This is a genomic window from Nostoc sp. ChiSLP03a, from assembly GCF_034531215.2.
In the GTDB taxonomy this organism is placed as follows: domain Bacteria; phylum Cyanobacteriota; class Cyanobacteriia; order Cyanobacteriales; family Nostocaceae; genus Nostoc.
In genome coordinates, this window is record NZ_JAVRBQ020000143.1 from 1 (window position 1) to 26123 (window position 26123).

Annotated in this window: 16 protein-coding genes and 2 tRNA genes; 12 read left to right on the forward strand and 6 right to left on the reverse strand. The window is 40.8% G+C overall.

The window, feature by feature from the left end:
• Window positions 1-194 precede the first annotated feature (194 nt).
• Entirely contained in the window at window positions 195-959 is a 765-nt protein-coding gene (locus RMY32_RS23560; protein ID WP_322690005.1) for a peptidylprolyl isomerase, read from the reverse strand.
• A 623-nt stretch (window positions 960-1582) separates the two neighbouring features.
• Between RMY32_RS23560 and RMY32_RS23565 the strand changes: the two genes are divergently transcribed.
• The 9 genes from RMY32_RS23565 (at window position 1583) to RMY32_RS23605 (ending at window position 11295) form a co-directional block, all read left to right on the forward strand.
• Entirely contained in the window at window positions 1583-2296 is a 714-nt protein-coding gene (locus RMY32_RS23565) for a hypothetical protein (protein ID WP_322714401.1), read from the forward strand.
• The gene (locus tag RMY32_RS23570; RefSeq protein WP_322714402.1) at window positions 2293-2604 is read left to right on the forward strand and encodes a carboxypeptidase-like regulatory domain-containing protein; all 312 of its coding nucleotides are present in this window, start codon (window positions 2293-2295) and stop codon (window positions 2602-2604) included. Before RMY32_RS23565 ends, RMY32_RS23570 begins: the two co-directional genes overlap by 4 nt.
• Window positions 2605-2786: 182 nt before the next feature.
• Window positions 2787-2993 carry a hypothetical protein gene (locus RMY32_RS23575; RefSeq protein ID WP_322714403.1) on the forward strand — a complete coding sequence of 69 codons (207 nt, stop codon included), beginning with the start codon at window positions 2787-2789 and terminating at the stop codon, window positions 2991-2993.
• A gap of 529 nt (window positions 2994-3522) precedes the next feature.
• Window positions 3523-5346 carry a phospholipase D-like domain-containing protein gene (locus tag RMY32_RS23580; RefSeq protein ID WP_322714404.1) on the forward strand — a complete coding sequence of 608 codons (1824 nt, stop codon included), beginning with the start codon at window positions 3523-3525 and terminating at the stop codon, window positions 5344-5346.
• A gap of 210 nt (window positions 5347-5556) precedes the next feature.
• Window positions 5557-6696 carry a glutamate--cysteine ligase gene (gene gshA, locus RMY32_RS23585; RefSeq protein WP_322714405.1) on the forward strand — a complete coding sequence of 380 codons (1140 nt, stop codon included), beginning with the start codon at window positions 5557-5559 and terminating at the stop codon, window positions 6694-6696.
• A 337-nt stretch (window positions 6697-7033) separates the two neighbouring features.
• On the forward strand, window positions 7034-7495 hold the full coding sequence (locus RMY32_RS23590; protein ID WP_322714406.1) for a tRNA (cytidine(34)-2'-O)-methyltransferase: 462 nt from the start codon (window positions 7034-7036) through the stop codon (window positions 7493-7495).
• 793 nt (window positions 7496-8288) lie between these two features.
• Window positions 8289-10622 carry a peptidoglycan DD-metalloendopeptidase family protein gene (locus RMY32_RS23595; RefSeq protein WP_322714407.1) on the forward strand — a complete coding sequence of 778 codons (2334 nt, stop codon included), beginning with the start codon at window positions 8289-8291 and terminating at the stop codon, window positions 10620-10622.
• Between the two features lie 166 nt (window positions 10623-10788).
• Window positions 10789-10862 (forward strand) — tRNA-Met (locus RMY32_RS23600).
• A gap of 360 nt (window positions 10863-11222) precedes the next feature.
• Window positions 11223-11295: transfer RNA gene (locus RMY32_RS23605), tRNA-Ala, on the forward strand.
• Between the two features lie 188 nt (window positions 11296-11483).
• Here RMY32_RS23605 and RMY32_RS23610 read toward each other — a convergent pair.
• The 4 genes from RMY32_RS23610 to RMY32_RS23625 form a co-directional block, all read right to left on the reverse strand.
• Entirely contained in the window at window positions 11484-12848 is a 1365-nt protein-coding gene (locus RMY32_RS23610; RefSeq protein ID WP_322714408.1) for a TniQ family protein, read from the reverse strand.
• Window positions 12849-12937: 89 nt separating this feature from the next.
• The gene (locus tag RMY32_RS23615) at window positions 12938-14500 is read right to left on the reverse strand and encodes a TniQ family protein (protein WP_322714409.1); all 1563 of its coding nucleotides are present in this window, start codon (window positions 14498-14500) and stop codon (window positions 12938-12940) included.
• 2 nt (window positions 14501-14502) lie between these two features.
• A complete protein-coding gene (locus RMY32_RS23620) occupies window positions 14503-15681 on the reverse strand; it encodes an ATP-binding protein (protein ID WP_322714410.1) in 1179 nt (392 codons plus the stop codon).
• Window positions 15681-18470, reverse strand: coding sequence for a Mu transposase C-terminal domain-containing protein (locus tag RMY32_RS23625; RefSeq protein WP_322714411.1), 2790 nt, complete (start codon window positions 18468-18470; stop codon window positions 15681-15683). The genes RMY32_RS23620 and RMY32_RS23625 overlap by 1 nt, the downstream gene beginning before the upstream one ends.
• 348 nt (window positions 18471-18818) lie before the next feature.
• Here RMY32_RS23625 and RMY32_RS23630 point away from each other — a divergent pair, with 348 nt between their 5' ends.
• Genes RMY32_RS23630 through RMY32_RS23640 form a run of 3 tightly spaced genes read left to right on the forward strand, consistent with a single transcriptional unit; the run spans window position 18819 to window position 24599 of the window.
• Window positions 18819-19898, forward strand: a complete 1080-nt coding sequence (locus RMY32_RS23630) for a restriction endonuclease subunit S (RefSeq protein ID WP_409883841.1) — start codon at window positions 18819-18821, stop codon at window positions 19896-19898.
• Between the two features lie 8 nt (window positions 19899-19906).
• A complete protein-coding gene (locus RMY32_RS23635; RefSeq protein WP_322714412.1) occupies window positions 19907-21448 on the forward strand; it encodes an ATP-dependent nuclease in 1542 nt (513 codons plus the stop codon).
• A gap of 22 nt (window positions 21449-21470) precedes the next feature.
• Window positions 21471-24599 (forward strand): type I restriction endonuclease subunit R, encoded by a 3129-nt coding sequence (locus RMY32_RS23640; RefSeq protein WP_322714413.1) that lies wholly within the window; start codon window positions 21471-21473, stop codon window positions 24597-24599.
• A 357-nt stretch (window positions 24600-24956) separates the two neighbouring features.
• Here RMY32_RS23640 and RMY32_RS23645 read toward each other — a convergent pair whose 3' ends face one another.
• Window positions 24957-25373, reverse strand: a complete 417-nt coding sequence (locus tag RMY32_RS23645; RefSeq protein WP_322714414.1) for a hypothetical protein — start codon at window positions 25371-25373, stop codon at window positions 24957-24959.
• Between the last annotated feature and the right edge of the window lie 750 nt (window positions 25374-26123).

Genomic DNA, 26123 nt, shown 5'->3' on the forward strand with positions numbered 1-26123 from the left:
AGATGAACTCGAAGAACTTATGGTACTTCGTTGCCAAGAAATTATGAAACAGCACGACTTAATCCAAGGACTAACTTGCTACCACTGGTGGCCAAAAACCAGAGCGGCTTAATTATAAGTAATCATCCGAACTTGATATTATGCCACACAACACTTTTAGAGAGGATTCTATTGGTTTAAAGGTTTATCGCCTGTCACCTATCCTCCTTTGCTTGTCGTGCAGACATAATTTGCTTTTGCTGTTCTTGTAGCCAGTTTTCAAAAAGTTCATTCAACAGGCGCATTTTCATAAATTCATCCAGTTGTGCTGGAATAAATTTTTCTAAACGCAAAATCACAAACCATTCAGCGATACGGGTAGGGGGCAATATCTGACCTGGTTGACTGCTAGAGAGCATTTGCACCATTATCGGATGTAGTGCATTCAGTTCAATCGGGCCTACCAAGCCACCAGTTTGGGCTTCCGGACCGAGTGAGTATTCCCGCGCCAAATCAGCAAAAGAGTTTTCTTTTGCCTGAATCCTAAAGTAGAGTTCTTGGGCAATTCCCACATCTTGGGTTCGCAATAGGGAATAAATTACTTTGTCCAGTTTTGCCTTGGACTGAAAAAAGTAAGATTCCAGTTTATTACCCCAAGTGGCTTGCTTGAATTTTTCAATTTTCAGCTTACGAGTGGTAATAACTTCTAGTTGATCGGGAGTCAGTCCTTGATGTGCCATCCAAGCCTGGATGTCTTCTTCATTTTTAAACTGTTTTTCAGTGTAAAACTGTTGTTTAGCTTGGGCTACTTCCTCAGGAGTACACTCTATAACTACCTTGGCGGAGCGTGAGTTTTGCTCTATCGCCTCATCAATGATTAATTCCCGCTGCAACTGTGGCAGCATTTGGTAACTTGCCAGTAAAGAAATCAATTCACTAGCTGTAATTGTACGATTACCGATTTGGATCGCTTCAGTCATTAGCTTTCGGTCATCTCAAGAATATTTAGTCTGTTAAAGAAGCTATACCTTAGCCCATTGTCTAGGAACTTTTACTTTAATTCTACAGAGTTAGGTATACTAACCTCACTTTCGCAATAATTAAATAGTTACTTGTTAACATACTTAAAAATATACAGTTTGTAAGAGTTTTTATCAAAGATTCTACGCAAATGCTAGCAGATGTGAAGATAAAGATAAAAGACAGTTCTTCCTAGTACGACTTTAGAAGACGAAGTTTATCAGACTGAGTTAGGGTGTTTTGAGGTTTCTATTATTTATTATACGTAGAGGCACAGTGGTATTAGTGTCGCGGTTCTTCTTTCAACCTCGAAAGAGCGTTTGGTAGATAAGGGTAGACACCAAAGATTTTTATGAGTCCGCGTACCCCTACGCGAAAGTGTTCGCGCAGCATTTCGCATCTAAGCGTTTAGAATTTTCTCAAGTAGAGAGGCATAATCTGGTGAGGGCGACGCTCCTATGTTACTAAAGCTTCTTTACAAGATGCTGCGCGATCGCTATTGAGCATCTAGGGGGCCTGTTTATAAATGTTTCGGGTATAAAGGGAGACGCCTTATATACTGCCTTTTCAAATAAGGGTATTTATGTATCTTAATAATCACAGGACTTACGCAACTGGCACAGTGCGATCGCCTGGTGTTGTGACTCGCATCGATCCAACAAAACTTCGCACCGATCCAGAATTAGGATTAGTCTTTACAATTCAAGATTTACAAACTCTCTTTGGCGTAACGGCAAAATTTGATATCAATGAATACGCCATAGTTTTAGATGTTCCAGGACTAGATCGATTTAGTGGCAAATTGGCAGAAACGGAAACTCCAATTCAACTAGAAGGATTACCACAGGTTGCACCTCAAAAGTTTAGTATCGCTGCAATTGAACAGAAGGTAAATGCTACCGATAGTGCTAGCAGATCGACAAACTATAGAGGTGATTTTCTTGCTGTTAGTAGTGCTTTTGGTGGTTCGTGGTTCATCCGCACCGATCAACCAAATTTAGAAAATCCGCAAACTTGGAATATTGCCGAAGCGCAGTTTCTTCGACAAACTAATTCAACTGATTATTCTGTAGGTTCCCAGCCAACGTTTTGGCAGACTCAAGGAGCAGGAGACTATTGGGGTTTTACATCCATTCAACGACAGGGGTTTGTACCACCTAAACCCTTCGGTGGTGGTTCTTCCGATCCTCGCCAACGGTTACAAGCAGATTCTATTGGACGGACAATTTCTGGTAAGGCTGAACCAGGTACATTAGCGCGATTGGTGCAAGGTTTTGGCGATCGCGTGATTGCTTGAGTGCTGCATTTATTAGCGATCGCTTGTCTAGCCGTTTTAATCTAGATTGGCGAGTTTTGCCTCAATTTATTTTATTCACTAGTACTGACACACAAGCGATCGCAGGCGCACGGGTAGAAGCTATACAATCAGATCGGGGGACTCGGCGTTTTTCTGTTACCAACGGTGCTGGAGTCTATTATTTAGAAGGCTTGCCACAGGGTAAATACACTCTACAAATCAACGGTAAATCTTCTGGTAGCTTGATATTGGAAGAGTCTTCTGAGGCATTCCAAGAGCTTAATTTACAACAACCGGCAATCCCCTAAGAGACTTCCAAAAAATAAATTATCCCAAATTATATTTATATTATGGGCTTATGGGCGCACAGTTAGCTGTGCGACCCAACCGAGAAGTATTAATACACCATACTTTTCTGGAAAAGACATTGTGGCATGTGTAGTAAGACAGCAAATATCACTTGATGCTCAAGTTAGCTCAAGGGGGTCTAATGATCGATCGCTTTTTGAATCTAATTTTTATCGATTCCTTCGCTGTAGTAATTAACCTGACATTTGGTACATTACTTCGCACTAAAATCTGCAATTATTCATGGGATGGAGTTGTAAATAATGAACTTTCAACACCAGAAAGTAGCGCTAGTTCTTCTAAATCTCTACCATCCTTAGAAGAGGTAAAAACCACTCCTCTTCCATGAAATCTGCCTGCTATAGCGATTCTCATTTGAACAAAATATAGGCTTGCTTAGGGGCGTACATCTGTGCGCCTCTATGAGAATCTATATCGATCTGTGGTTAATTATATTGATTGTCACAAGCAATAACTAGAATTTTAACGGGAATACGGTAAAATTCAGAGGTACTTTTATTGTTACCAACGCGGGTTAAGGATGGAAGTAATATGATTACGTTTCTAGCTGGGGGTGATGTTGCTCTTTCTGTGACGCTATTGTTTCTTGTGTCATAAATGTGGGCTGGGCAACTCTAGTTTTGAATGTGGTTGCAATGGCTTTATCCCCTTCTTGGGACCCCACCTTCCCCATTTCTCGACAAATGCCAAGAAGTCTAATGACCATTTCTGGGGCAATTTATGGTCTGCTAAGTTTGTAACTGGTGCTGGATTTGCTTGGTGGACTAATCGTCGCTAAGAGTTATTGAAAGCAGAAAATTAGTTTGCCTCATAAGTTATAAGTATTTTTACAAATTAAATCCAATCTTATTCTGTTAATGTTTCTCGCCTCTTCTGCTAAACCGATTGATGATAATCTCAGAAATTTAGTAGACGAAATAGAAGCGCAAAGCCCTAGTTTATCAGTTTTAGCAGCGCGTCAATTTCGCTACAGCTTGCGTCAAACTCCGGTAAAAGTAGAAATCAAAGAACCCCGCCAGTTTAACGTACTCGAAGAATTTATCATCCGCGCTGCTATTGAATTTAAACCTCCGCCAACAGAGGATGAATTAGCTTCTGTACTTGGACTTGATTCTGTATTTATCAAAACTACGACTGCAACTCTTCGTTCCTTACAAACTCTATCACCAACATCACCTTTAACAGTTACTCATGAAGGGCGTTTATTCTATGAAAAAGGCTCTGTACCACAGCCCCCTTATCCTGTAGAGCTTAATGCTATTACAGACCCTTTAAGCGACAAAATAACCTTTCAATCGGAATCTTTAAATGAGACAACGATAAATTTACCTGACTTGGCAGACTTTATAACTATCGATAATACAATTGCTGATATTTCTTCGTTATCACTTGAGGAAATCCAAAAAAATGTTCAGGCTTCAGGTTTAGGACTTCATGCCCCAGAAGAGGGAAAAATCATTGCTTCCTACAAGGTACTAACTACGACTCAAAAAATTTGGAGGAAAATATCACTTTTCGTTATCTTCGATGCTCTTGAAGATAGATTGAACATCCAAATAAGAAATGGAAAACAAATTTTAGAGTCAGCATCAAATTGGTTACAAGCGCTACACAATGAAGGTAAAATTTCCTTGCAAGCATTATGTACATTATCAACTGAAACTATCAATTTTGAACGTGAAACCATTCTCAAACAGAAAAATACTGAAATAGAATCTAGACTTGAAAAAATTCGCCAGAAAGCGCTAGAGGTTGCTACAAAATCTGGTAAAAAAGTAGATAACTCCCCAGTGCTAGGTGAAGCTGTACAGTTACGCGATGGACAAATTAACCAAGCTTTTTCAGAAGTTTTAAATTCGGCTAAACATCAGATACTAATTTATTCTCCTTGGGTAAATCAGGCAGTTGTTAATGATAAATTTATTACTCTGCTACAAAAGTTAGCTAATCGCGGAGTTTGGATTTTAATTGGACATGGAATTACGCGGCAACTAGAAAATGAGGATAAATCAATTTCATCAGAAGTGGAAAAAAAACTTCGAGCGATAAAAACACCTGATGGTTTACCATCCGTACAGGTTTTTTCTTTGGGAGATTCCCATGTCAAAGAAGTAATAGTCGATCGAGAAATCTATCTTTGCGGCTCTCATAACTGGCTATCTTATCGCGGTAATTACCTACCACTAGACGAGTCAGTTTATAAAATGACAATTCCCCTTCAAGTCCAGGAAGCTTATGAATTTCTCGCTAATCGCTTCCAAAATCACGCTCAAAAATTATGGCAAAATGCTCTCGAAAACCGTGATTCTCAACTGGCTGTAGAGTCTTTATGTATCTGGAGTGCGCTAGGTATGGAAGATATTGCACTCAAAAAGATACAGAAAAACAATTGGCTTGAACTTCTGCCTGTGTGGTTGAATGTGGCAATACAGCGATTAAAGTCAAAAAACTTATCAAGTGATTTAGCAAGTTTTAAAACTGCACTTTCTTTGCTGAGTCAAGTTTCTGTCGAAGAAACTTTTATTGATTTATTGCAACAGAGATGGCGTAAAGTTATCGGCGCGATCGCAATTAACAATCCCGAAACTGCTTTAAATTTACTTAGTGATGAAGTATGGGCGCAGTTTATACGTCTCAAGATTGTTCAAGAGAGTGATTCACCCAATGATTTTATTTTGTAGCATATCTAACCTACACTAGAATATTTTTCATACTCCAATAGTAATAATTTATCAAAGGCAATCCAGAAATATGCCGTCTGAAATATACCGTCTTGATTTCGCGGGGATTGTCAATTAAATGATTCTTAACCTTTGATTGACTAAAAGATAGATCCAGAGATTCGTCTTGTTCGATACAATTTATAGGTAGAGAGAGCCGAGGAGAACAAGGTGGTCTTATTAAAAGGCTTTGAGATTGAGATGTACACGGGCACGCCTCAAGGTGAAATCGTCGGTCTCTCCGACAAAATTGTTGCGGCTTTGGATGGATTTATGCGCGAACCAGATAGCCGCAACGTCGAGTACATAACTCAACCATCCCATAATTACGAAAATTTATTGTGTGCCTTGCTGCGTCCCCGGCGGGAGTTGCGAAACTACCTCAATCGTTTGGGCGATTACACCTTAATACCAGGGAGTACTTTATCTTTGGGTGGGAGCGATCGCTTTCTCCGTTCCGATCCAGCAAACCCCTATCATGATTACATTGAGAACACCTACGGCACGAAAGTAGTCACCGCTAGCGTACACATAAATATAGGCATCAGCGATCCAGAAGTATTGATGCGGGCGTGTCGAGTCATCCGTATGGAAGCGCCCCTATTTCTCGCCCTCAGCGCCTCATCTCCGTTCTTGGATGGCAAAGCTACTGGCTATCACTCCACCCGTTGGGGCGTTTTCCCACAAACACCCAGCCATGTGCCCTTATTTGCCAGCCACGCCGATCATATCCAGTGGGTGGAAGATCAACTCGTTGCCGGAACCATGCAGAATGTAAGGCATTTGTGGGCATCGGTGCGACCAAATGGCGATCGCCGTCCTTATGACTTGAATCGCCTAGAACTGCGAATTTGCGATTTAGTCACAGATCCCATTGCCTTATTGGCTATTACTGCTTTATTAGAAGCGCGTTTGCTGCAAATAATCGAAAACCCCAGCATCGATCCGTTAACCCAAAGCACTTTCTCTGCTGAAGAACTCGTCACCCTCACTGCTGACAACGAAGCTGCTGCTGCTGCTGGTAGTCTTGATGCTCAGTTGAGGCATTGGCAAGATGGCAGAAGTATTGTAGCCAGAGATTGGATTGCCGAAATTTACCAAGATGTTTGGGCGATCGCCAAGCAACAAGGTTTTAGCTGTTTCCTTTCGCCTTTGCACAAAATCCTCCGCGAAGGTAATGAAGCTCAACAGTGGTTGCAATTACACGCAGTCGGTTTTGACAGCCAGCGCGTCATCGCTCAAGCTATTATTGCCACCCAAGAGCGCGAAATCGAACTTGAAGACAAATTATGTTCGTCTCTGCTGGGTTAACTCAAAAGACATTGGGGATTGAGCATTGAGAAAACACTTTGTTTTATCCTCTCATTTCCCCACTTTCGTCTTCATACAAATGGAAGATTTTATTGCAGTCACTACCATCCCTAAAAGACACAAGTACTTACTTTATCTACACAAGACTTAATATTTCCCGATTGTAGCCGAATATCCTCTCAGGCATTGATCTGGGATAATTTGTACTTCCTTTTAAAAATCTAATCGATAGAGGATGCTTGATTATTATTAACAAAACCTATGAATAGCCTCTACCCTTTGGTAGATTTAGCATTGACCATAAATTGTTTTATACAGTACTTAAATTATACGGATAATGCCTCAGGTAGTTTTAGTGAACCCGCAGATACCTCCTAATACAGGTAATATTGCCCGTACTTGTGCTGCTACAGGTACAGAGTTGCATTTAGTGGGGCCTTTAGGGTTTGAAATTAGCGATCGCTACCTCAAAAGAGCCGGCTTAGATTACTGGCCTTATGTCAAACTACACTATCACGAATCACTAGAAGCCTTTAAAACCGTACATCAGAGGCGTGGCGGCAGATGGCTGGGTTATACGGTTAATGGAAATTGTAATTATGTAAGCTTTCAGTTTCAACCTGATGATTGGCTACTGTTTGGTAGTGAAACCACAGGCTTACCACCAGCAATTCTGTCAGATTGCGATGCTACTCTCTATATTCCCATGAGCCAACCAGGGGTTCGCAGCTTGAACCTGTCAGTAAGTGTAGCAATAGGCTTATTTGAAACCCGTCGTCAGTTAGGCTATTTAGAATAGTTGTTTACATTCCTGCTTATAAGTGTATTTACTTATAAGCTTTCCAGAAACCTATTAGACGATTTATTTGTGACTGCAAAAATTTTCTCGCTCACAGCAAAAATATGTAAAACAATATACCAAAAATTTGGTTTATTCGCGAAATGTAGTGGAAGATACTTACAAGTATAGTAAGGTTATTATAAGAAATTTGTATATGAAACTTGAGAAATTGCCAAATTTGAATGATAGATTTTGATGAATTTAAAACATCCTAAACTAGGAACGAAATTGCTAAAATCCAGTCATGTATTACATTTGAGCTATTTTTGCTCCATCAAGGACAGAAATCAGCCCAAAAGTAGCCGATAGTTAATACGGTTGTTTTTTAGGGAATAATCAACGTAAAGTCTCGTGTTGATGAAGACGGATGGGGTAGAAATATCTTGAAGATATCTACAGCAGGGGGCATAACTTTTCCAGAAGTCGCCGCAATTTAAATTTCAGCAGCGACTTGGACTTGGCAAATAGTTTGTCCAGTCCCCGCGATTGACGCAAGACAAGCGCGGATAATGGTAAAGAGTAAAATCGTCCTAAGTGGTGTTAGGAGTGGTTCGGACAAGTAAACACAGCAAAATTTAAGTTTTGCAAACAGATGTGAACTTGTCTAAATCAGAGAAGCAGGTTAATCTTGCGTAAGCATCTCTGGTGAATGTGATCTCGATCTATCATTTGTTGCGATCTAAATCATTGACTAGTATCCAACTGAAAAATCGAGGTTAGTTAAGCGCTAGTGATCGTAAGGAGGTCGTCTTTGAAACGAGCATTGAAAAAGAGAGTAAAAGCTGTGTTGAACAATACCCCTAGCAGCGATGATGCCCCGGTAGAACTGCTAAATGTGATGAATCCAAAAGTGAACAGCCGGGTGCGGACAAAAGCGGCAATGATTGGCTTGGCAATCTCTATGGGAGCAACCAGCCTTTTGGTGACTCGACAAAGCGATCAAGCCCAAGCAGCGGTGCCCGTAGGTAGCCAAAAGGCAACTTCAGCGATTCCTGCTGTTCCTGACACCAACGTGAAATTCGCCTCCACTAAGCTGGAGTCCCAAGCAATCTCATCAGCGAGCGTGCCGGAAAATCCTGTAATCGTGGAACCAACGGCAGTATCACAAGTGCCTGGGCTTGAAGCTAAATGGCAAGTCGCGGCAAGTGGAATATCTTTGCAAGTTCCTGCACCAAACAAGTTTTCTCAAACAACAGCAGGTTATAAAAATTCCACTAACCTGAAGCCCAAAATGGCACAGGGATTGAACAATACCTTAGCCGAAACTAGTTTTCCAACGGTCAATAAGCTGTCTGACTATAGTGCTGATGGTGTTGATAGTACAAATACATCACTAACTGCCCAGCCACAAACAGTGGCAACGTCAACCGCAGCTAACAGTGAAATAAATGTACAACTTAAGGCGCAACAAGAGTTCGCACTAAATCGCTTACAAGAAAAATCGAACCGTTTAAGAAAGAGTCTGGCGCAGTTGCAGTCTGGAGAGACCAAAAATTTATCACAAGCTGATATAGAATTGGCGCAGCCGACAACTGTGGTTGAGAAGACTGCATTAGCAGTCCAGTCAGACACTTCTAACGATCCAAGCCAAGCGAATTTGGTATCGAAGTTAAAACAGAAGACAAGAGACACTGCATCTGTACCATCGGCGCCAATAGTGATTGCCTCTTCGACGCATACAGCTTATGAAGTTAAACCTGGAGATACACTAGCAGCGATCGCCAGCAGATACAACACTTCAGTATCAGAACTAGTTAAAGCAAATAACCTCAATAATCCCAATGAACTGCGAATTAGTCAAAAACTAGTTATTCCTGCGGTTCAAACTCCTGCGGTTCAAATTCCTGCGGTTCAAATTCCTGCCGTTAAAGTTGAGGCAACTGTAGCGAGTCAGCCCACTTTTGTAGAGTCTAGCAAAACTCCTAATGTTGCTACCTCCCCTTTGAATATTGGTAGTGCTAACTCATATCTACCTAGTTCACCATCACCAACTATTGCCGACAACAGTAGCGTTGCCGTTCCTGCACCGGTAACTGTACAGATTCAGGCAAATAGTGCAACCGACTTAGAAACTGCCCCCCCCACAGCTAAGTCTTATGGCGTCGGTGGTGACATTCCAGTGCCACAAGCTTTTGCCGAAATGCAACAGCCGAAGACACCAGCAAATAGGGTAGCAAGGGTAAACAATAACAATAATGACCGTTTGCGGGGCTTACAAGCGGAAATCCAGAGGTTACAGCAGAAATATCGCGCTCAACAGTCTGGTAATTTAGTTGTGCCAGCAGCAGCGATCGAAGCAAATAATGCTGCTATACTCACTCCTATTTCTACGCCCAATAATTTAAGTGTACCTAACCCTGCATCTAGACCGAATAGTGTAGCAATACCAATTCCAGTTCCGACACCGATTCGGGCTAATTATAGCGTTCAGGCTAAGTCCCAATTCCATACTACTGTACGCCCTACCGAAGTAGTAAACCCAGAATTCTTGCCTAATCTGGGTTCTGCTAGCCAGTGGACTCCCTCTCGCACTCAATCTGCCACAAGGGTGGCAACGCCTCCTGGAAAAGTAAATGCCTCTGACTCCTTAGGAAAGATGCGAGGAACCACAGTTTCTCCACAGGTATTACCACCTTTGGCAGCAGTGGATCAATATCTTCCCAGACCCATTGACGAACTTACACCTCCTCCATCTTCCTCAACCTTAGCTTACACCTGGCCAGCAAAGGGAACCCTAACTTCTGGCTATGGCTGGCGCTGGGGTAGAATGCACAAAGGAATTGACGTTGCTAACTCCACTGGCACGCCAGTTGTAGCTTCAGCTGAGGGGACGATAGAAAAAGCTGGCTGGAACAATGGTGGCTATGGCAACCTCGTCGAAATCCGCCATCCTGATGGCAGCACAACTCGCTATGCTCATAACAGCAAGATTCTGGTGCAACCTGGTCAAGCAGTACATCAAGGAGAAACAATTGCTTTAATGGGTAGCACTGGTCACAGTACTGGGCCACACACCCACTTTGAAATCCATCCATCAGGCAAGGGTGCTGTTAACCCAATAGCTATGTTACCGCAACGCCTATAATTCTTGGCTGTCTGTAACTAAATTATTGCCTTGTTAGTTGAGGGAGTGTACCTCCCTCTTCTACTTTTATTACCTTCAATAGGGATGAAAGTTCTAACAAAATTGCAAAACAGACTAGTCTTGAGCAAATTTCTATGCTATATTAATTAATGATTTTGAAAAACATGGCTCAGTAGCTCAGTTGGTTAGAGCACGGGACTCATAAGCCTGGGGTCGTTGGTTCAACTCCGACCTGAGCCACTTTAAAAGTGCAATGACAAAATAGGTGTTTCAACTCCTAGTGTACATTCACAAATTAATGTCGCAATATTAGAGACTTATCGACTGTGTACAGTGACTTGTTAAGACAAGTTCTCTTAGTTAGTAATGCTTTTGATATTCTGCAATTTCTGGCATTGTCCGTTTATCTATAAAGCCAGAACAGGAAAGGGTTTTTCACAGACAGGGCATTTTGATAACAAGCGTAACTGATGGCGATCGCATCCACATAACTTAATATAGGTGTCTTGACTTAAATTGCATAAACTTGCATAATAATAAAGCTAATACAATTTATAAAACTAATTAGTAGGCTTTTTAAGCTTATCTAATAGTAGTTTTGGGGTTATAGCGCAGTTGGTAGCGCACCTCAATGGCATTGAGGGGGTCAGCGGTTCGAATCCGCTTAGCTCCACTATTAAAACATAGTTACTCAAAACCTGTTTTGCGACAACAAGCACTAGTTGTCCAAAATGGTCACTTTATGCTTGTTGTTCTCAAAGGACAACTAATGCTTGTCAATTGTCGCACAACGGAGAGGGAAAAGAAGGGAAGGAAAAGCATAGAAGAAATGATTGCTCGATGGATCGAAGCAAATTTAAGTTAGCATTTGCCAAATTGGCATTGTATCTCTTGCAATACTGTACGGACTTCTCTGTATCTTAAGTATCCTGGCATACTCATCTGTTCTGAAACGCGGGCTTCAGACGGATATGCTCCCTGATTGTGTAAACTTAGGGCAATTTGTCGAACTTCATCGCAAGACTGCTGTACGTTTCTCAGAAGAATCGCCTTTCTATCGCTGAGGTATTTGGCAGAGATGGCATGACATAAACTTGGAAAATGCCTAAAAATAGTTCTTCTGTCGCATTCCAAACGCCTAGCAACCTCTTCCATTGATGGTGATGGGGAATCATTACTCTCAAGCACTGCTTCTAGATTTTGTTGTACTTTGTTAGCATCAAAAGACTTTGCACTTGCCCTGGTCTGGGGTTTTGATTGAAGTGGTAGTAGTCGCACTGCTTGAAAAGAATTTGCAGATTTTACTCCTTGTATTAAGAAATCCAGTAGGGAGATTTTCAGACAGTAACAAATTTGTAAAAGAGCCTTGATTGAAGGTTGATTCTCACCTTTACACCAAACCCATACCGTATTTCTGGGTATCTGAAGCTGGCGAGCAAATGCAGCTACATTTCCCTCAGCAACTTGAGATACGTAACTGCACAATGCCTTAGTAATGCTGTCTTTTAATGGCAAAGGTGTCAAATATGGGGCTTTAGCAAGCAACTCACCTACACTTTGTGCGATCCATATTTCAAAGTGTAAATCATGCTCTTCTAAATTTTGGCGCTCGCTTATTTGAGTGTCCAATGGTATTCCAAGCCAATTCAAGCATTTAGAGCAGTATCCTGGCCGCGATCGCCAAGCCAAAACGTAATTTGTCTGACAGCAATGAGGACACTTTTGACTCAACTTTTGCTGGTGATGTGGGCAAACTTTAACTACATCCAGCGACCAAAGTAAATGCTCGAAAACTAATTGACTAGTTGCGCGCCGTTCTTCGTAACAATTTGGACACCAAGCCCTGATAGAACGAAGCAAATTCCTAGACGGGAGTAGTTCAGACCAAGTTAGCAATGTCAAAAACTGAAGATCATTGCGTAGAGTCAAGATTTGAAGAGCTTGACGCAAGTCAGCAGCCATGACGCCCGTGCCATTTAGTGCTCCTGTAAAAGGATATATTTTGTGTAAATTATTACTTCCATATGTCTTATTAAAAACTGAGGTTAGTTCTCTTTCCATCAATACTCCCGGAGGTAAGCAATGAGCCTCAGCCAATCGAGAAACATAGCCTGTGAGGCTTTCTACCAAAGATGTTCCGATACCGACAGGTTCTATGTGGTACAGATGGCTACGGGGTGGGATCAAAGGTAGCTTCAAGTTCCACAACTCGTATTTAGTTAGCACATTTGCTCCTAAACTTTTTCACCTTGAATAAATTAAGGACTTACCGTGAAAAGTCAGTATTTGTAAATAGTATTCCTCAAACAATTACCTCATTTTTCCCAGCCGAGTTTGCGCCGTACTTCGAATACTGCTTCAACAACCTCTTTTTGGATTATCGAACCAGGACTTTTTAAAAAAACTGAAATTCTGCTAGCAGTAGGTTCTACCCCTTCCGAATGAAGCTGAGACGCAACTTTCCAAACTTCCTGACGCAATTTTTCTACTCGCTTTGTTCGGCTTTCTTGGCGATAATTAGCGTATCGTGCTGAAATTGCACTGCATAGCTCTGGAAAATGTTTATCTAGGCTATGTACAGATTTTTTACCAAAACGTTTGGCAACCTCCTGCATAGATGGTGGTGGATACTCTTTAGCTGCAAGCAATTCTTCCAATAAACGCTGTAATTTTTCTAGCCTTTGAGCTTTTTCATACTCACTATGTCGCGTTGCTATAATTTTACACAAATCTGAAGAATAATAATACAAAGCACTGGTTTTTTTATACCCAAGCCATTCAGCAATTTCTACTAGGGATGGTGGTGGGCTTTTAGTGAGGGCAGTTTCCAATGCGTGTAGTACTTCTGTCGAGGTGTTTAATTGGTAAGTACCTTCCTTACTTGGTTTATTCTGATTTTGTGTGATTATCTTGCTAGAATCTACGTTAATTTCTTCTTTAGTAAGAAAATCGAGCAGCGATATTTCAAGTTGGAAACAAATTTGCAGAAGTGTGTCGATTGTTGGCAAGGTTTTTCCCACACACCATCTATGGGTTTGACTTCTATTTATCTCTAGCTTATTTGCAAATGCAGCTATATTGCCATGTGCAAGGGTATTGACATAAGCAGAAAGCTTTTCGGAAATCTTTTCTTTAGGTGGCGGAGATAAATGTGGTGTAGCAGCTATTAAATTTCCAAGATTATTTATAACCCATATTTGCCAATTTAGTTCATCTTCTGTCAGTTTTATACTGTTTGGTGATTCAATATTTGCAGAAATTCCAAGCCACTCTCCGCATTTTGAACAACAACCTGGTCTTGAGCGCCAAGCCAATAGCCTGTTGTTTTTGCGACAGTATGGACACTCTGTAAAGAGATGCTGATGATGATGAAGACAAATCGTAACTTCCTTTAGTGACCAAAGGAGTGGTTCATAGACTGTCTGTTCAGTTACACGCCAATTTTCGTAGCAGCTTGGACACCAGGCCCTAGCAGAGCGGAACAAGTTTCTTGGAGGAATTATTTCCACCCAATTGAGCATTGTTAGTAAACGTAAGTCATTACGTAGAGTTAATGATTCAAGGGTTTTAATTAATTTTAAAGCCCAGCTACCCATTCCATTCAAAGCCTTTGTCTGATTAGGAAAAATTTTGTCTAGCCCTCCATCTTTACTCTTGAAGATATATCCTTCTTTGAGCAATGGTACAAGCTCGCTCAAGATTAATATTCCTGTAGGTATACAATGCTCTTCAGCTAATCGAACAATGTAGCTTGTTAGGCTTTCTACCTCAGGCGTTCCGATACCAACTGGCTTTAAATTGTAGAGGCGGCTGCGTGGAGGAATAGTTGGTTCTTGTAAATCACATAACCCAATTGCTTGAAGCTCATTGCTGCTCATACTTATTGGCCTCCTAGCCGATCGCGTTTGGGATTACGTTGGAATGGTTTTGTATTTTTAGATTTAAAAACTTTTTTCTGTTCGATACTTTCCTTAGTTGACAATTTATCTTGCTCATGAGTTTGTTCCTTCTCCAAACCTAAAATGACACGCAAGCTCCTGCTCCTATTTTCACTATCTCTAAGCTTGTTCTCACCGTTAATTGCCTCTAAAGCCATTTCTTCACACTCAAAATCTTTATAGGCTGTTTCTTTTAGATGTTCGAGGCTTAAAGTGTTCGCTTTTTCAAAAAGAGCAAGATCATAGGCATCCGTCAGCCAATCTCTGAGAGTGCCAAAGTTGCCAATGCAGCGTTCGTAGCAAAACTGCCAGTATTTCTCTTTCAAAGGAGGAGCCTCCAAAAGTGGCATTCGGTATTGGAGATGCTCTAGTATCCTCTTGAACTCCTTAATATCTTCATCGGACTCAAGAGAATAGCGTGGAAAGTGAATAATTTTAGTACGTCGACTCAATTGTGGACTCAGTTCAAGGAAGTCAAGTAGTTGATAAGTGCCAAACCCAGTCCAAGGAACTTTGGTAATATTTACAGCCGACTTTACACAATCCATATGAGCTTGTAAAAGCTCTACTCCAGCCATCTTGCCAATATGCTGAAATTCATCTACTGCTAACGTATAAGGTTTACGATGAATTAAAGCATTCTCCATTGCTAGACGGAGTGCATCTTCCGTTGTCCTTCTTGTATTAATGACAAGTTTCCCATCACTATCTCGGCGAATACCATTGTCGTTGTAGTTAATTTTCTGTTGAATTTCGGGTTCATCCACAGCTTTCAAGATAATTTCGTAGAAGCTTTTCCATCTAAAAGGCCCCTTCCCTGGTGCACGTGCTTCAACCCAAACAATAGGAATCCAACCGGGGTTTATTTCCATCTTTGCAATACTCTGTTCAATAATTTTTTTGTAGAGTAAGCGCAGCAAGGTTGACTTCCCAACACCAGAAGGGCCAATCACTAAAATAATTGAGGCTCCCGCAGGTTCAAGAATAATACGGTGAGTTTTGTTAAAGACAGTCAGCAAATTTCGGTGCATAAATGTGACATCAGGCTTTTTGAAAAAGTTCATCCGCTCCTGGGGTGGCTGGTCAAGTAATTCACGTGGAAATCCATATTGAATAACCATTACCATTCCTCTAAAGGTTTAAAAGTTTCATCCAAATCTACATCATCAACTTCTGATTTAAAAGTTTCTGTTGGTTGCACTGTTAATGTTTCAGTCGCAATAGCAATAGGAGTGTCAATAGTGAGCAAACCATCTTTATCAGGCTCAATTAATTGACCTTCAATCTGTGCATGAACTTGCTTCAGTTCTCTATCCTTCTGTCGCTGAACTTGTATAGCTTTTTTTGCTTGACGCCACGCTGGAGTAAGGGCAGCCTCTTCCATCTCGATGCGGCTAAAAAACTGAGCTAGTTTTTTGCCTGTAATGTCATTAAATTGCTTATTCTGAAGCTGGTTAAGCTTTTTTAATTCCGCTGCTGCAATCATCAATTCTTTTTCTGAGTGACCTTGAAGTTCTCGTAGCTCACGGGAATGGCATTTAGTCCACTGACCATTGACATAGGCATAAGCTAGCGTGATGTCAAATGGGTCAAACTTGACCTGTACTTTAGTGTTTCTAATCCGGCTAAAGGAGGGATGCCAGTAGTAGAGGTAGTTAATTTTTATGCCCTCCTGAGTCACTTTTCTGCTACCTTCTTGATCTTTGGGCGATGGCAGCGCTAGAAGCTTAAATTCCTCTTCTGTTATGAACATATGCTCTCGAATACCGGTACGTGCTATTCCAATATTGAAAGCTTCGCGAGGACTCATTTTCAAAGCTGGGTGGGGGCAAGTGTCATAGACTTCATAACAGTATTCACAGAAGTAGGCATATAGCTTAGTAAGCGTCCAAACGGCATGATTTTTAGGATTCACCCCTTTTGTGACCTGTCGAACATTTTTCATAATTTGGGTATTGCCCATCAGGTTGTGCCAAAACTCCTTATCGGCTACTCCAAAGAAAGACTCAATTACTGAACCATATCTGGCCTTTGCTGCGGGTCTTTGCTTTTTGGTAATTCTGAAATAAGCAAGGAGAGCTTCAAAGTAAGTGCCTTTAAAATCAGGTCCTCCGTCCATCACAATTATTTGAGGAAGCCGTCCGTATTTCTGGACACAAATTCTTAAAACCATCATGTCGGATCGATAGCTTGGTGGATCAAAGGTCATATAGATCGCTAATACTCTTCGACAGTAAGCGTCTAATAGCAGTGTCGCCCAAGCCCTTCCCATATTAAGGATCTCATTTATATTGCTGTAATCAACGCCAAGGTTCAACATAATTGAACTGAGGAGTTCAGCATCCGCCTCTGTATGGTCTATATGACCAATTTCAAAGGGACGATCGCCGTGGGGAGGTGTTTCTTCTCGATACAAATACCAGTAAAAAGGCTCCTCTTTATAGGCAGCGCGATCGCCCATGCGCTTTTTCATTTGTTCGTGAAGAGGACGATTTCTTACTGCTTGGCGATAGGATTCATTGCTGGGAGGTTTCAATCCCTTTTCATCACATACTTCTTTGAAAGATTTGTAAGCGTGACGGATACAAGGCTGCTTGATATTCTCGTAATTTTCTTTAATATGCTCCTCCATCAGCAATCGTACTTCTTCTGGAATACCTTCCCTATACCAGCCCTTATTCTTATGTCTGGGAAATAGTCCAATAAAACCTTTTGTGTATATTTTTTCAGCTTTTCGGTAGCTGGCAATCCAACGTCTTTGAGTGCGATTGGGTTTTGTAGAGGAAGTCCCATTCAAAAATGGCTCAATAGCTCTGTAACGAGTATTGGCTTCTTTGAGGTCTTGTTTACTTGCCTTATTTATTAATTCTTCAACTTCAGTATTAATAGTTGATTCTTCAAATACAGAGAGACCTGTTATCTTCCCTTTGCTAACTAATTCCTCAAAAGTTTCGTTAAGGAGGTCAATAAACTTTCCATCGTCTTTAAGCAGACCAATGGATTTTTCACCTGTGTTAACAATTTGCCAGATAATCCCATCCCAGCAGATAGAGGTTCCAACGGTAATTTTAAAAGCACAAACATTGCTAGCATCGGCTGGAGCAGAAATTTTTGACATCTGCATGTGAGCAAATGCTTCCTCTTGATCAAGAAAGACTTCTACCTCTTCAGGCTGACCTAAGAAAGTAGTATAGAGGTCAACATAGACCCGATCTGTGGCAATTAGGATATTTAAGTGATCAACGCTCGCTTGTTGAACTTGATTAGTTATATTGGCTAAAGTGATTCCTGGTTGGGTTTTTACAAGGGTGAGTACGGCAGAAGTTATTGCTTCATCCACTTCCAGTTGTTTATTTTGGAAATAATCTTCCAGCCAGACAAAGTTTCGTACAAATATCGAACTAATTTCAGCCGAGGAACGGACAGCGTAATAAAGACCAAATTGAGAGGCGTATTCTTCAGCTGGCGGACAGCGCCATTTGCTCTCATCTTCGCGCTGCCACCGATTCGGGCTATCTTGTGCTAGTTTTAATAGATCCTTTTCTGTCTTACACTCCTCCCAGCCCGCAGAGTTGTTTCGGATTACGAAAAAGTCAGGTGTATGACTGTGGTAATTTCGCCGTCCTTTTTTGCTTAGGTAATCCAGAAATATAGGCGGCGGCTGGTCGTAGAATTCAAGTACATCTTCGTCATGCTCCAGTTTATAAATATGCGCTAACTCATTACGATGAGACTCAAACTGTATAGTCACTCCCATTTTACGGCTGGGGTAACGACCAGCAACATTCTTTTTACCTCCACCTACTAGGCGTGATGGTTGGGATGAGCGAATTTGTTCTACGACCTTTATGGTCGCCTCAGTAAGATTTAGACGGCGGCACCAAAGTTCAAACTCTTCTTGGGTGAGCATTGTAAACCTTATTAGTTTATTGTTTGGAAATTGTAGTTTTATCGATCAGTAAGCTTTTATAGAGCAATTTACGAGGTTCTACCGTTAACATTATGCTAGGGCACTAAAATCAAGCTTTTACAGGAAAGTGTAAAAGCCTCAAAAGCTAATCCAAATAAAAGATAAAGTCTATTAGACTTTTGTATTCCTTATTAAGAAAGATCAAAGGAATGATAGACCTGCTTACTAGTGCATCCAATTAAATTTAGTCCCTTATCTTAAATCAAGAGCTAAAAGCTGCGAGATAAATTTGAGTCTTATCCTGGAGATATATTACTTGTTCATAAAGGAACGTTGGGTCAGATTGGATTGATGCCCAAAAACAGAAAGTACCCTCGATACATTATGGGTAACAGTATGTTGCGTGTTCGGTGCGATCCAACAAAGCTTATACCTGAATATCTTTACTACTGGCTCTGTTCTCGTGAAGGACAGCATTATCTTTTCAGCCGAGTGTCTCAGGTTGGTGTTCCGCAAATTCAGCGACCATTAACTACTTTAAGAGAAGCTTCATTACCTGTCCCACCGCTTGATGAGCAGAAGGCGATCGCACACATCCTCGGCACTCTCGACGACAAAATCGAACTCAACCAGCAAATCAACCACACATTAGAAGCGATAGCCCGTGCCTTGTTCAAATCCTGGTTTATCGACTTCGATCCCGTCCGCGCCAAAATGGATGGACGACAACCCGCAGGTATGGATGCTGAAACTGCTGCTCTGTTTCCTGATGAGTTTGAGGATTCAGCAATTGGCAAAATCCCAAATGGTTGGAAAATAGTTCCGTTACCTGAATTAATAGAGGTTAATCCAAGGCGATCACTTACTCAAGGAAAACTTGCTCCATATCTTGATATGCAAAATATGCCAACTCAAGGTCACAGACCAAATGATTGGATATATCGAGAATTTAGTTCTGGTACAAAGTTCATTCAAGGTGACACGCTCTTAGCAAGAATTACACCTTGCTTAGAAAACGGAAAAACAGCATTTGTAGATTTTTTGCCTGAAGGAGAAGTAGGTTGGGGTTCAACTGAATACATCATCCTCAGACCCAAACCACCCTTACCTGTTGAATTCGGATACTTTCTTGCTCGAAGTCAAGAACTAAGAACTCATGCAATTCAAAATATGACTGGTTCTAGTGGTCGTCAACGTGTACCAGTTAATTGTTTTTTGTCATTCTTACTAACGGTTCCATCTAATACAGTAGCGCGAGAATTTGGAGATGTAATTCAACCAATTATGAGAACTATAAAAGCTAACAGTGAACAAATAATTTCTTTAAATGCTATTCGTGATACTTTGCTTCCAAAACTACTTTTAGGTGAGATTGAGGCAGTTTATAGATTAAATGAAAAATCTCTTAATATTAATTTATCTGTATGAGGTAAAGTATGCCTGGAACAAAGCTATCAAGAACTGAATTTAAGTTAATACAACAATGGAATAATCCTAAAGCTTTTCCAGATCCGAGATTATCTAGTATGGAAATTTCTGGAGTTTCTGGAGTTAGAGGAATCAAAAATTTCTCGCTAAATTTAGATAGACCAATAACAGCTATATGCGGTAAAGCCGGAGTGGGAAAAAGCACTCTGATTTCTCTTTTAAGGCTTGCTTTTAAAAACACTCATTCTGTAAGTACTGGCCAATCTAATTTTGACGATTTATTTCTAACGACTCACATTGATACAGCTTTCACAGAATTTGGAGTCAAGTGGAACTATATTAAGCAAAAGCCAGAAAAAGAAATTCCTGATGAAGTTAATTTTGATGGTATAACTAAATCTTTTTCAGTTAATCCTCCTAATAAGAAAATTATTTTTATTAGTACATTTCGCTCCATTCTAGGGTTAAATCATGTTTCAATTGCTAATCACTTTAAAACTAATCCCTTGTTTGATAAAACGTTTAATCTAAATGAAAAATTCAGACAAAGATTAAGTGATACATTGGGAAAATCCTTTTCTGAAGCTGCTCTAAATATTACAGATGACCTAAAAGTTAGGTCTTGCTTATCAGGTAATCTGTATTCGAGTCTAAATATGTCTTCAGGAGAGGATGTACTCATAGAATTGTTCTACGTTCTTCAAATGGCTGAAGCTCAATCTCTGATTCTTATAGAAGATATAGAGTCTGGCCTTTATCCTTCTGCAATAACTAAATTAACGCCTCATATTATAGAAATTTGCCTAGAGAAAAAGTTTCAAATAATTGTTACAACTCGTTCCATTGATTTTATTGATGCTTTACCAAGAGAATTTCGCTGTCTAATAGAATTCAATAATTTTTACCATCAAATATATGATTGTGTTCCTAAAAATAAAGTTATTTCTTCAATATCGTCTTCTTTTGAGCCGGATATTATTATTTTTTGTGAAGACTCTGTAGCAGAAACTCTTATTCGGCTGGCTGTTCCTGGTGATATCAGAAGAAGATTAAAGATTGTCTGTGGTGGAACAAAAGCTAAATTAGCTAGTCTTGCTGAAGCACATATTATCTCAGGCTGGCGACAGCGAGTTTTAATTGTTTGGGACGGTGATGTTAAACCTAAAGAAATCACAGACTGGATGAAGAGCTTGAATATGTCAGACGAAGATAAAAATACCAAAATTAATAGAATAAAACTACCAGGCACAGTTCCACCTGAGCAGTGGATTGTAGAAATTTTATTTTGTCCTGAAGGCTTGCAATTGTTAGCCTCAGAATTAAGAGAAGACGAAACTTATGCCGAGTTTTTGCTGAGTACTATGAAAACATTATTTAAGCATCATAATGTGTTCAGAGAGACTGCTCAACTCACACAATTAGATGAACGAACTGTTGCTAATGTTCTAGTTAAGGCTGTAGATCGTCTATCTTCAAATCCATTGGCAATCCTACGGAACCAATTAGAGAGAATAGCGAACGGTGAACAAGTAATAGAGGTTGAAACTTAGGAATTTACCAGGGATTTTAAAAATGATTACTGAAGAGTTACTTGAAGAATTCTCGCTTACACTACTTGAAGAACTTGGTTACACAAGATTGTATAGCTCTGAAATAACACCTGATGAGCCAAATTCCCAAAGAAGCAGCTATAACGAAGTTGTATTGGTAAATCGTTTACGTTCTGCCATTGAGATTCTGAATCCACATATACCTATTGAAGCTTTAGATGAAGCTTTTAATAAATTAATTCGTTCTGAAAGCCAAAATTTATTAGAAAATAATTATAATTTTCATAAGCTATTGATTGAAGGTATCTCAGTTAGATATTCTAAAAATAATGAAATTATTTACGACCAAATTAAGATTATCGATTTTACTAATATTGAGCGTAATGATTGGTTAATTAGTAATCAGTTTAGTGTTCAAGAGAATAGAAAAATTCGCCGTCCCGATATAGTAGTTTTCATCAATGGTTTACCTTTAGCAGTAATTGAACTTAAAAATCCTGTAAGACAAAAAGCAAATATTGAACAAGCTTTTACTCAATTACAGACATATAAACAAGATATTCCTTCATTGTTTACGTACAACGAATTATTAATTATTTCGGATGGACTGCAAGCTAGAATTGGTAGCCTGACATCAGGTTTTGAACACTTTTTTTACTGGCGAACTATTAATGGAAAACATCTTATAGCTAAGGGTAAACCAGAACTAGAAATTCTTTTAAAGGGTGTTTTTGATAAAGAGCGTCTCCTTGATTTCATCCGCTTCTTTATAATATTTGAAGTCAGTGGCGAAACTATCACTAAAAAAATAGCAGGTTATCACCAATACCATGCCGTCAACAAAGCAGTAGCCGAAACTGTCAAAGCCGCCTCTTCAGAAGGAGACAAGCGAGTGGGTGTAATCTGGCACACGCAAGGTTCAGGTAAAAGCCTGTCAATGGCATTCTATGCCGGAAAAATTATTCAGCATCCGGCAATGGCAAACCCCACCTTAGTTGTTTTGACTGATCGCAATGACCTAGACGACCAACTCTTCACTACCTTTTCCAAATGCCAAGACTTGCTTCGCCAGCAACCCGTCCAAGCAGCAGACCGCGCCGACCTTAAAACCAAACTACAAGTAGCATCTGGTGGCGTTATCTTTACCACCATTCAGAAATTCGCCCCAGAGGAACGAGGCGGTGAGTATGAAATGTTGAGCGATCGCCATAATATCATCTTCATTGTCGATGAAGCCCACCGTTCCCAATACGGGCTAAAAGCGCGAGTCGTCAAAACCAAAGACAAAGAAACTGAGGAAGAAACAGGAGCCTACACCGCCTATGGTTTCGCTAAATACCTGCGCGATGCCCTCCCCAACGCTTCTTTCATTGGCTTTACTGGCACCCCGATCGACAAAGCTGATGCCAGCACCAAACAAATTTTCGGCGACTACATTGACATGTACGACATCCAACGTGCTGTCGAAGATGGAGCTACCGTTACAATTTATTATGAAGCCCGTCTGGCAAAAATTGCCCTCGATGAGAGCGAGAAACCCAAAATTGACCCTGACGTTGAAGAAGTCACCGAAGGCGAAGAACAAACTACCAAAGACAAGCTAAAAAGCAAATGGGCGAAGTTGGAAGCAATGGTTGGTACTGAAAAACGCCTAGCACTTGTTGCCCAAGACATCCTCAACCACTTCGACGATCGCCTCGCGGCAATGGAAGGCAAAGGCATAATCGTCTGCATGAGCCGCCGCATCTGCGCCGAACTCTACAAGCAAATCGTCAAACTCCGTCCAGAGTGGCACTCTGACAAGGACAGCGAAGGCGAAATCAAAGTTGTGATTACTGGCAACGCTGCCGATCCAGAAGCATTGCAACCCCACATCCGCACCAAAAAAAGACAAGATGTAATCGCTAACCGTCTCCGCAATCATAAAGATCCACTCAAACTTGTAATTGTCCGGGATATGTGGCTGACTGGTTTCGATGCCCCTTGTCTGCACACCATGTACATCGACAAACCGATGAAAGGGCATAATTTGATGCAAGCCATCGCCCGTGTCAATCGTGTTTTTGGGGCAAAACCGGGCGGTTTAGTGGTCGATTACCTTGACATCGCCCAAGACTTGAAAAATGCTTTAAAGGAATACACAGAAGGCGATCGCGGTGAAACTGGCATTCCCATTGAACAAGCCGTCGCCCTAATGCAGGAGAAATTCGAAATCGTCGCCACAATGTTTCACGGTATCGACTACTCTCGCTTTTTCACAGGCAATCCCTCAGAACGTCTTACCGTTCTGCGGGAAGCAACCGACTGGATTTTACGCCCCGAATTTCAGGAAGACAACGGCGTGCAACGCTACATTCAAGCAGTGACCGAACTTTCCAAAGCCTTTGCCCTTTGCGCCACTGAAGAGGAAGCGATTGCTCTGCGGGAAGAAATTGGCTTTTTCCAAGCCATCAAAGCCACACTTTCCAAACACACCGTTGAAGGAGGCAAGAGCAAAGCCGATCTCGACGCTGCTATGCGTCAAATTGTGTCCCGTGCAGTTGCCTCTGATCAAGTAATTGATATCTTCAGCACCGCTGGACTCGAAAAAGCCGAACTTTCCATCCTCTCCAACCAATTCTTGGAAGAAATGCGAGGTATTCCCCAAAAAAACTTAGCGTTAGAGTTGCTGCGAAAACTGCTTAATGATGAAATCAAAGCACGATCGCGTCGTAATGTCGTACAGTCCCGCACCTTCTCGGAGATGTTAGAAAACAGTATCCGCCGTTACCAGAACCGCTCGCTCGAATCTGCCCAAGTTCTACAAGAACTTATCGAGCTTGCCAAAGAAATGCGAGAAGCTAGCCAACGTGGAGAAAGCTTAGGATTATCAGAAGATGAACTAGCCTTTTATGATGCTTTAGAAGTGAATGATAGCGCAGTTCAGGTACTAGGTGATGAAACCCTAAAAACCATCGCTCGTGAGTTAGTCACAGCGGTTCGCCGCAACGTCTCGATCGACTGGACGGAAAGGGAAACAGTTAGAGCCAAACTCCGCACTATTGTAAAACGATTACTCAGAAAATATGGCTATCCTCCTGATAAACAAGAGAGAGCTACCCTAACAGTAATCACCCAAGCTGAAACTCTTTGTAAGGACTGGGCTGCATAATATGGAGACTGAGTTATTGCGATCAAATTTAGGAGAGAATTAGCATCCAGCTTAGTAATACGCAAAGTTATGGTTGAAATCACACACAGCAAAGGTAAATTTATGGATTTTTAATTTACAACTTGTAGTCAATTAATGCTTGTTAATAAGTTTTCGTGCTGCGATCGCTCTAGCGAAAGAATCAGGATTTCAGAATGCCTATTGGTCATATTAGTTGTTGTCGCACTCGTGAAGCCTTCAGTTTGGGAAATTACAGTATATTTTAGAACTTTACTTAATATTAGTGTTCCCAAGTGCGATCGCCAAATAGAGCAACCTAGAAAAACTGGAAGCTTTAGTTTTTCTCCTGCTGTATATTTATTCCGGCGTCTTTATTTTTATAGATTTATCTTTCAAACCTTCTTCAACCATCTTTTTGGTGTCTAGTGACCAGTTTTTACCAGACTGTCCTCCCATGAGAGACCAGCGAATCCAAGCTACAGAGGGTTTTTCAGGGTTGTACCACCCAGGATCGTCCATGTCTGGTTTGAATTTTTCAAAGAAATCCACCATTGTATTAATATCTTCAAGGGTCAGAGGTTTTTCGTGTGCGATCGCTTCAGCTAAAGTCAAATATTTACCACCGCCGAACTTTTTATGTAATGCAACTCCGCGTAATGCTGCCATACTTGCTATTGATGGCGCTATGAGTTCAAGTTCTCTGACTTCACTTTCCGCTGCTAACAGAGATAAGTGGAGCATTACAAGTTGAGCTTGAAAAAGTAATGTATTCATTTTTACTTATTGCAATTTTATAAGTTAAGGGAAGCGTTAAATTTCTGACCTCTAAACTACCAAAGGTTAAAAAGTATAATTTTGTGCAAACTGTTTTTAGGTTATGTCACACTGATTCAGATGACAAGCCTATTCTGTCTTTGACAGGATATCTTAGGATGCTGCTTTCAAAAGCCACGAAGAAATCAAGTTACTACTTTTGGTCAACTAATGCCTAGTATTTCTACTCTTGGTCAACTAGTAATTGTCAGTGGGTTTTCCTGGTGCGATCGCATTTACGAAAGAATAAGGATTTCAGAGTGCTTCTTGGACAACTACTGCTTGTCACCGTGGTCAACTATTGGTTGTTGTCGCATTTGTTTTGTGTGACTTGAAGCAGAAGTTGAACAAGTTGTGCAACTTTTCCTTCAAAATTAAGCAAGATTATGCTTGAAATCACAACTAGTTTCAAGTTTCTTAAATACGCCCCCACATTAAGATGCGCTTGTAGGGAAAAAAGAACGGGCGCTCATCCTCCAACAATTCAAATAGCTTCTGCTGATAGCGTTCCACAAATCTCTCATAAGTTTGGGTATTCAGTAGGGACTCATAAGCCGTTAGCAATGTCCCGCGATATAGCAACCGCCAAGGCGGTTAAGCCATAAACTGGAAGTAGACCTTGATGAAAGCTCCAGTAGAACCTCTGGGAAACTGATGCCCAAACCTTATAGTTATGACCTCCGGCAAAAAGTGATCCAAGCAATCTTGCTT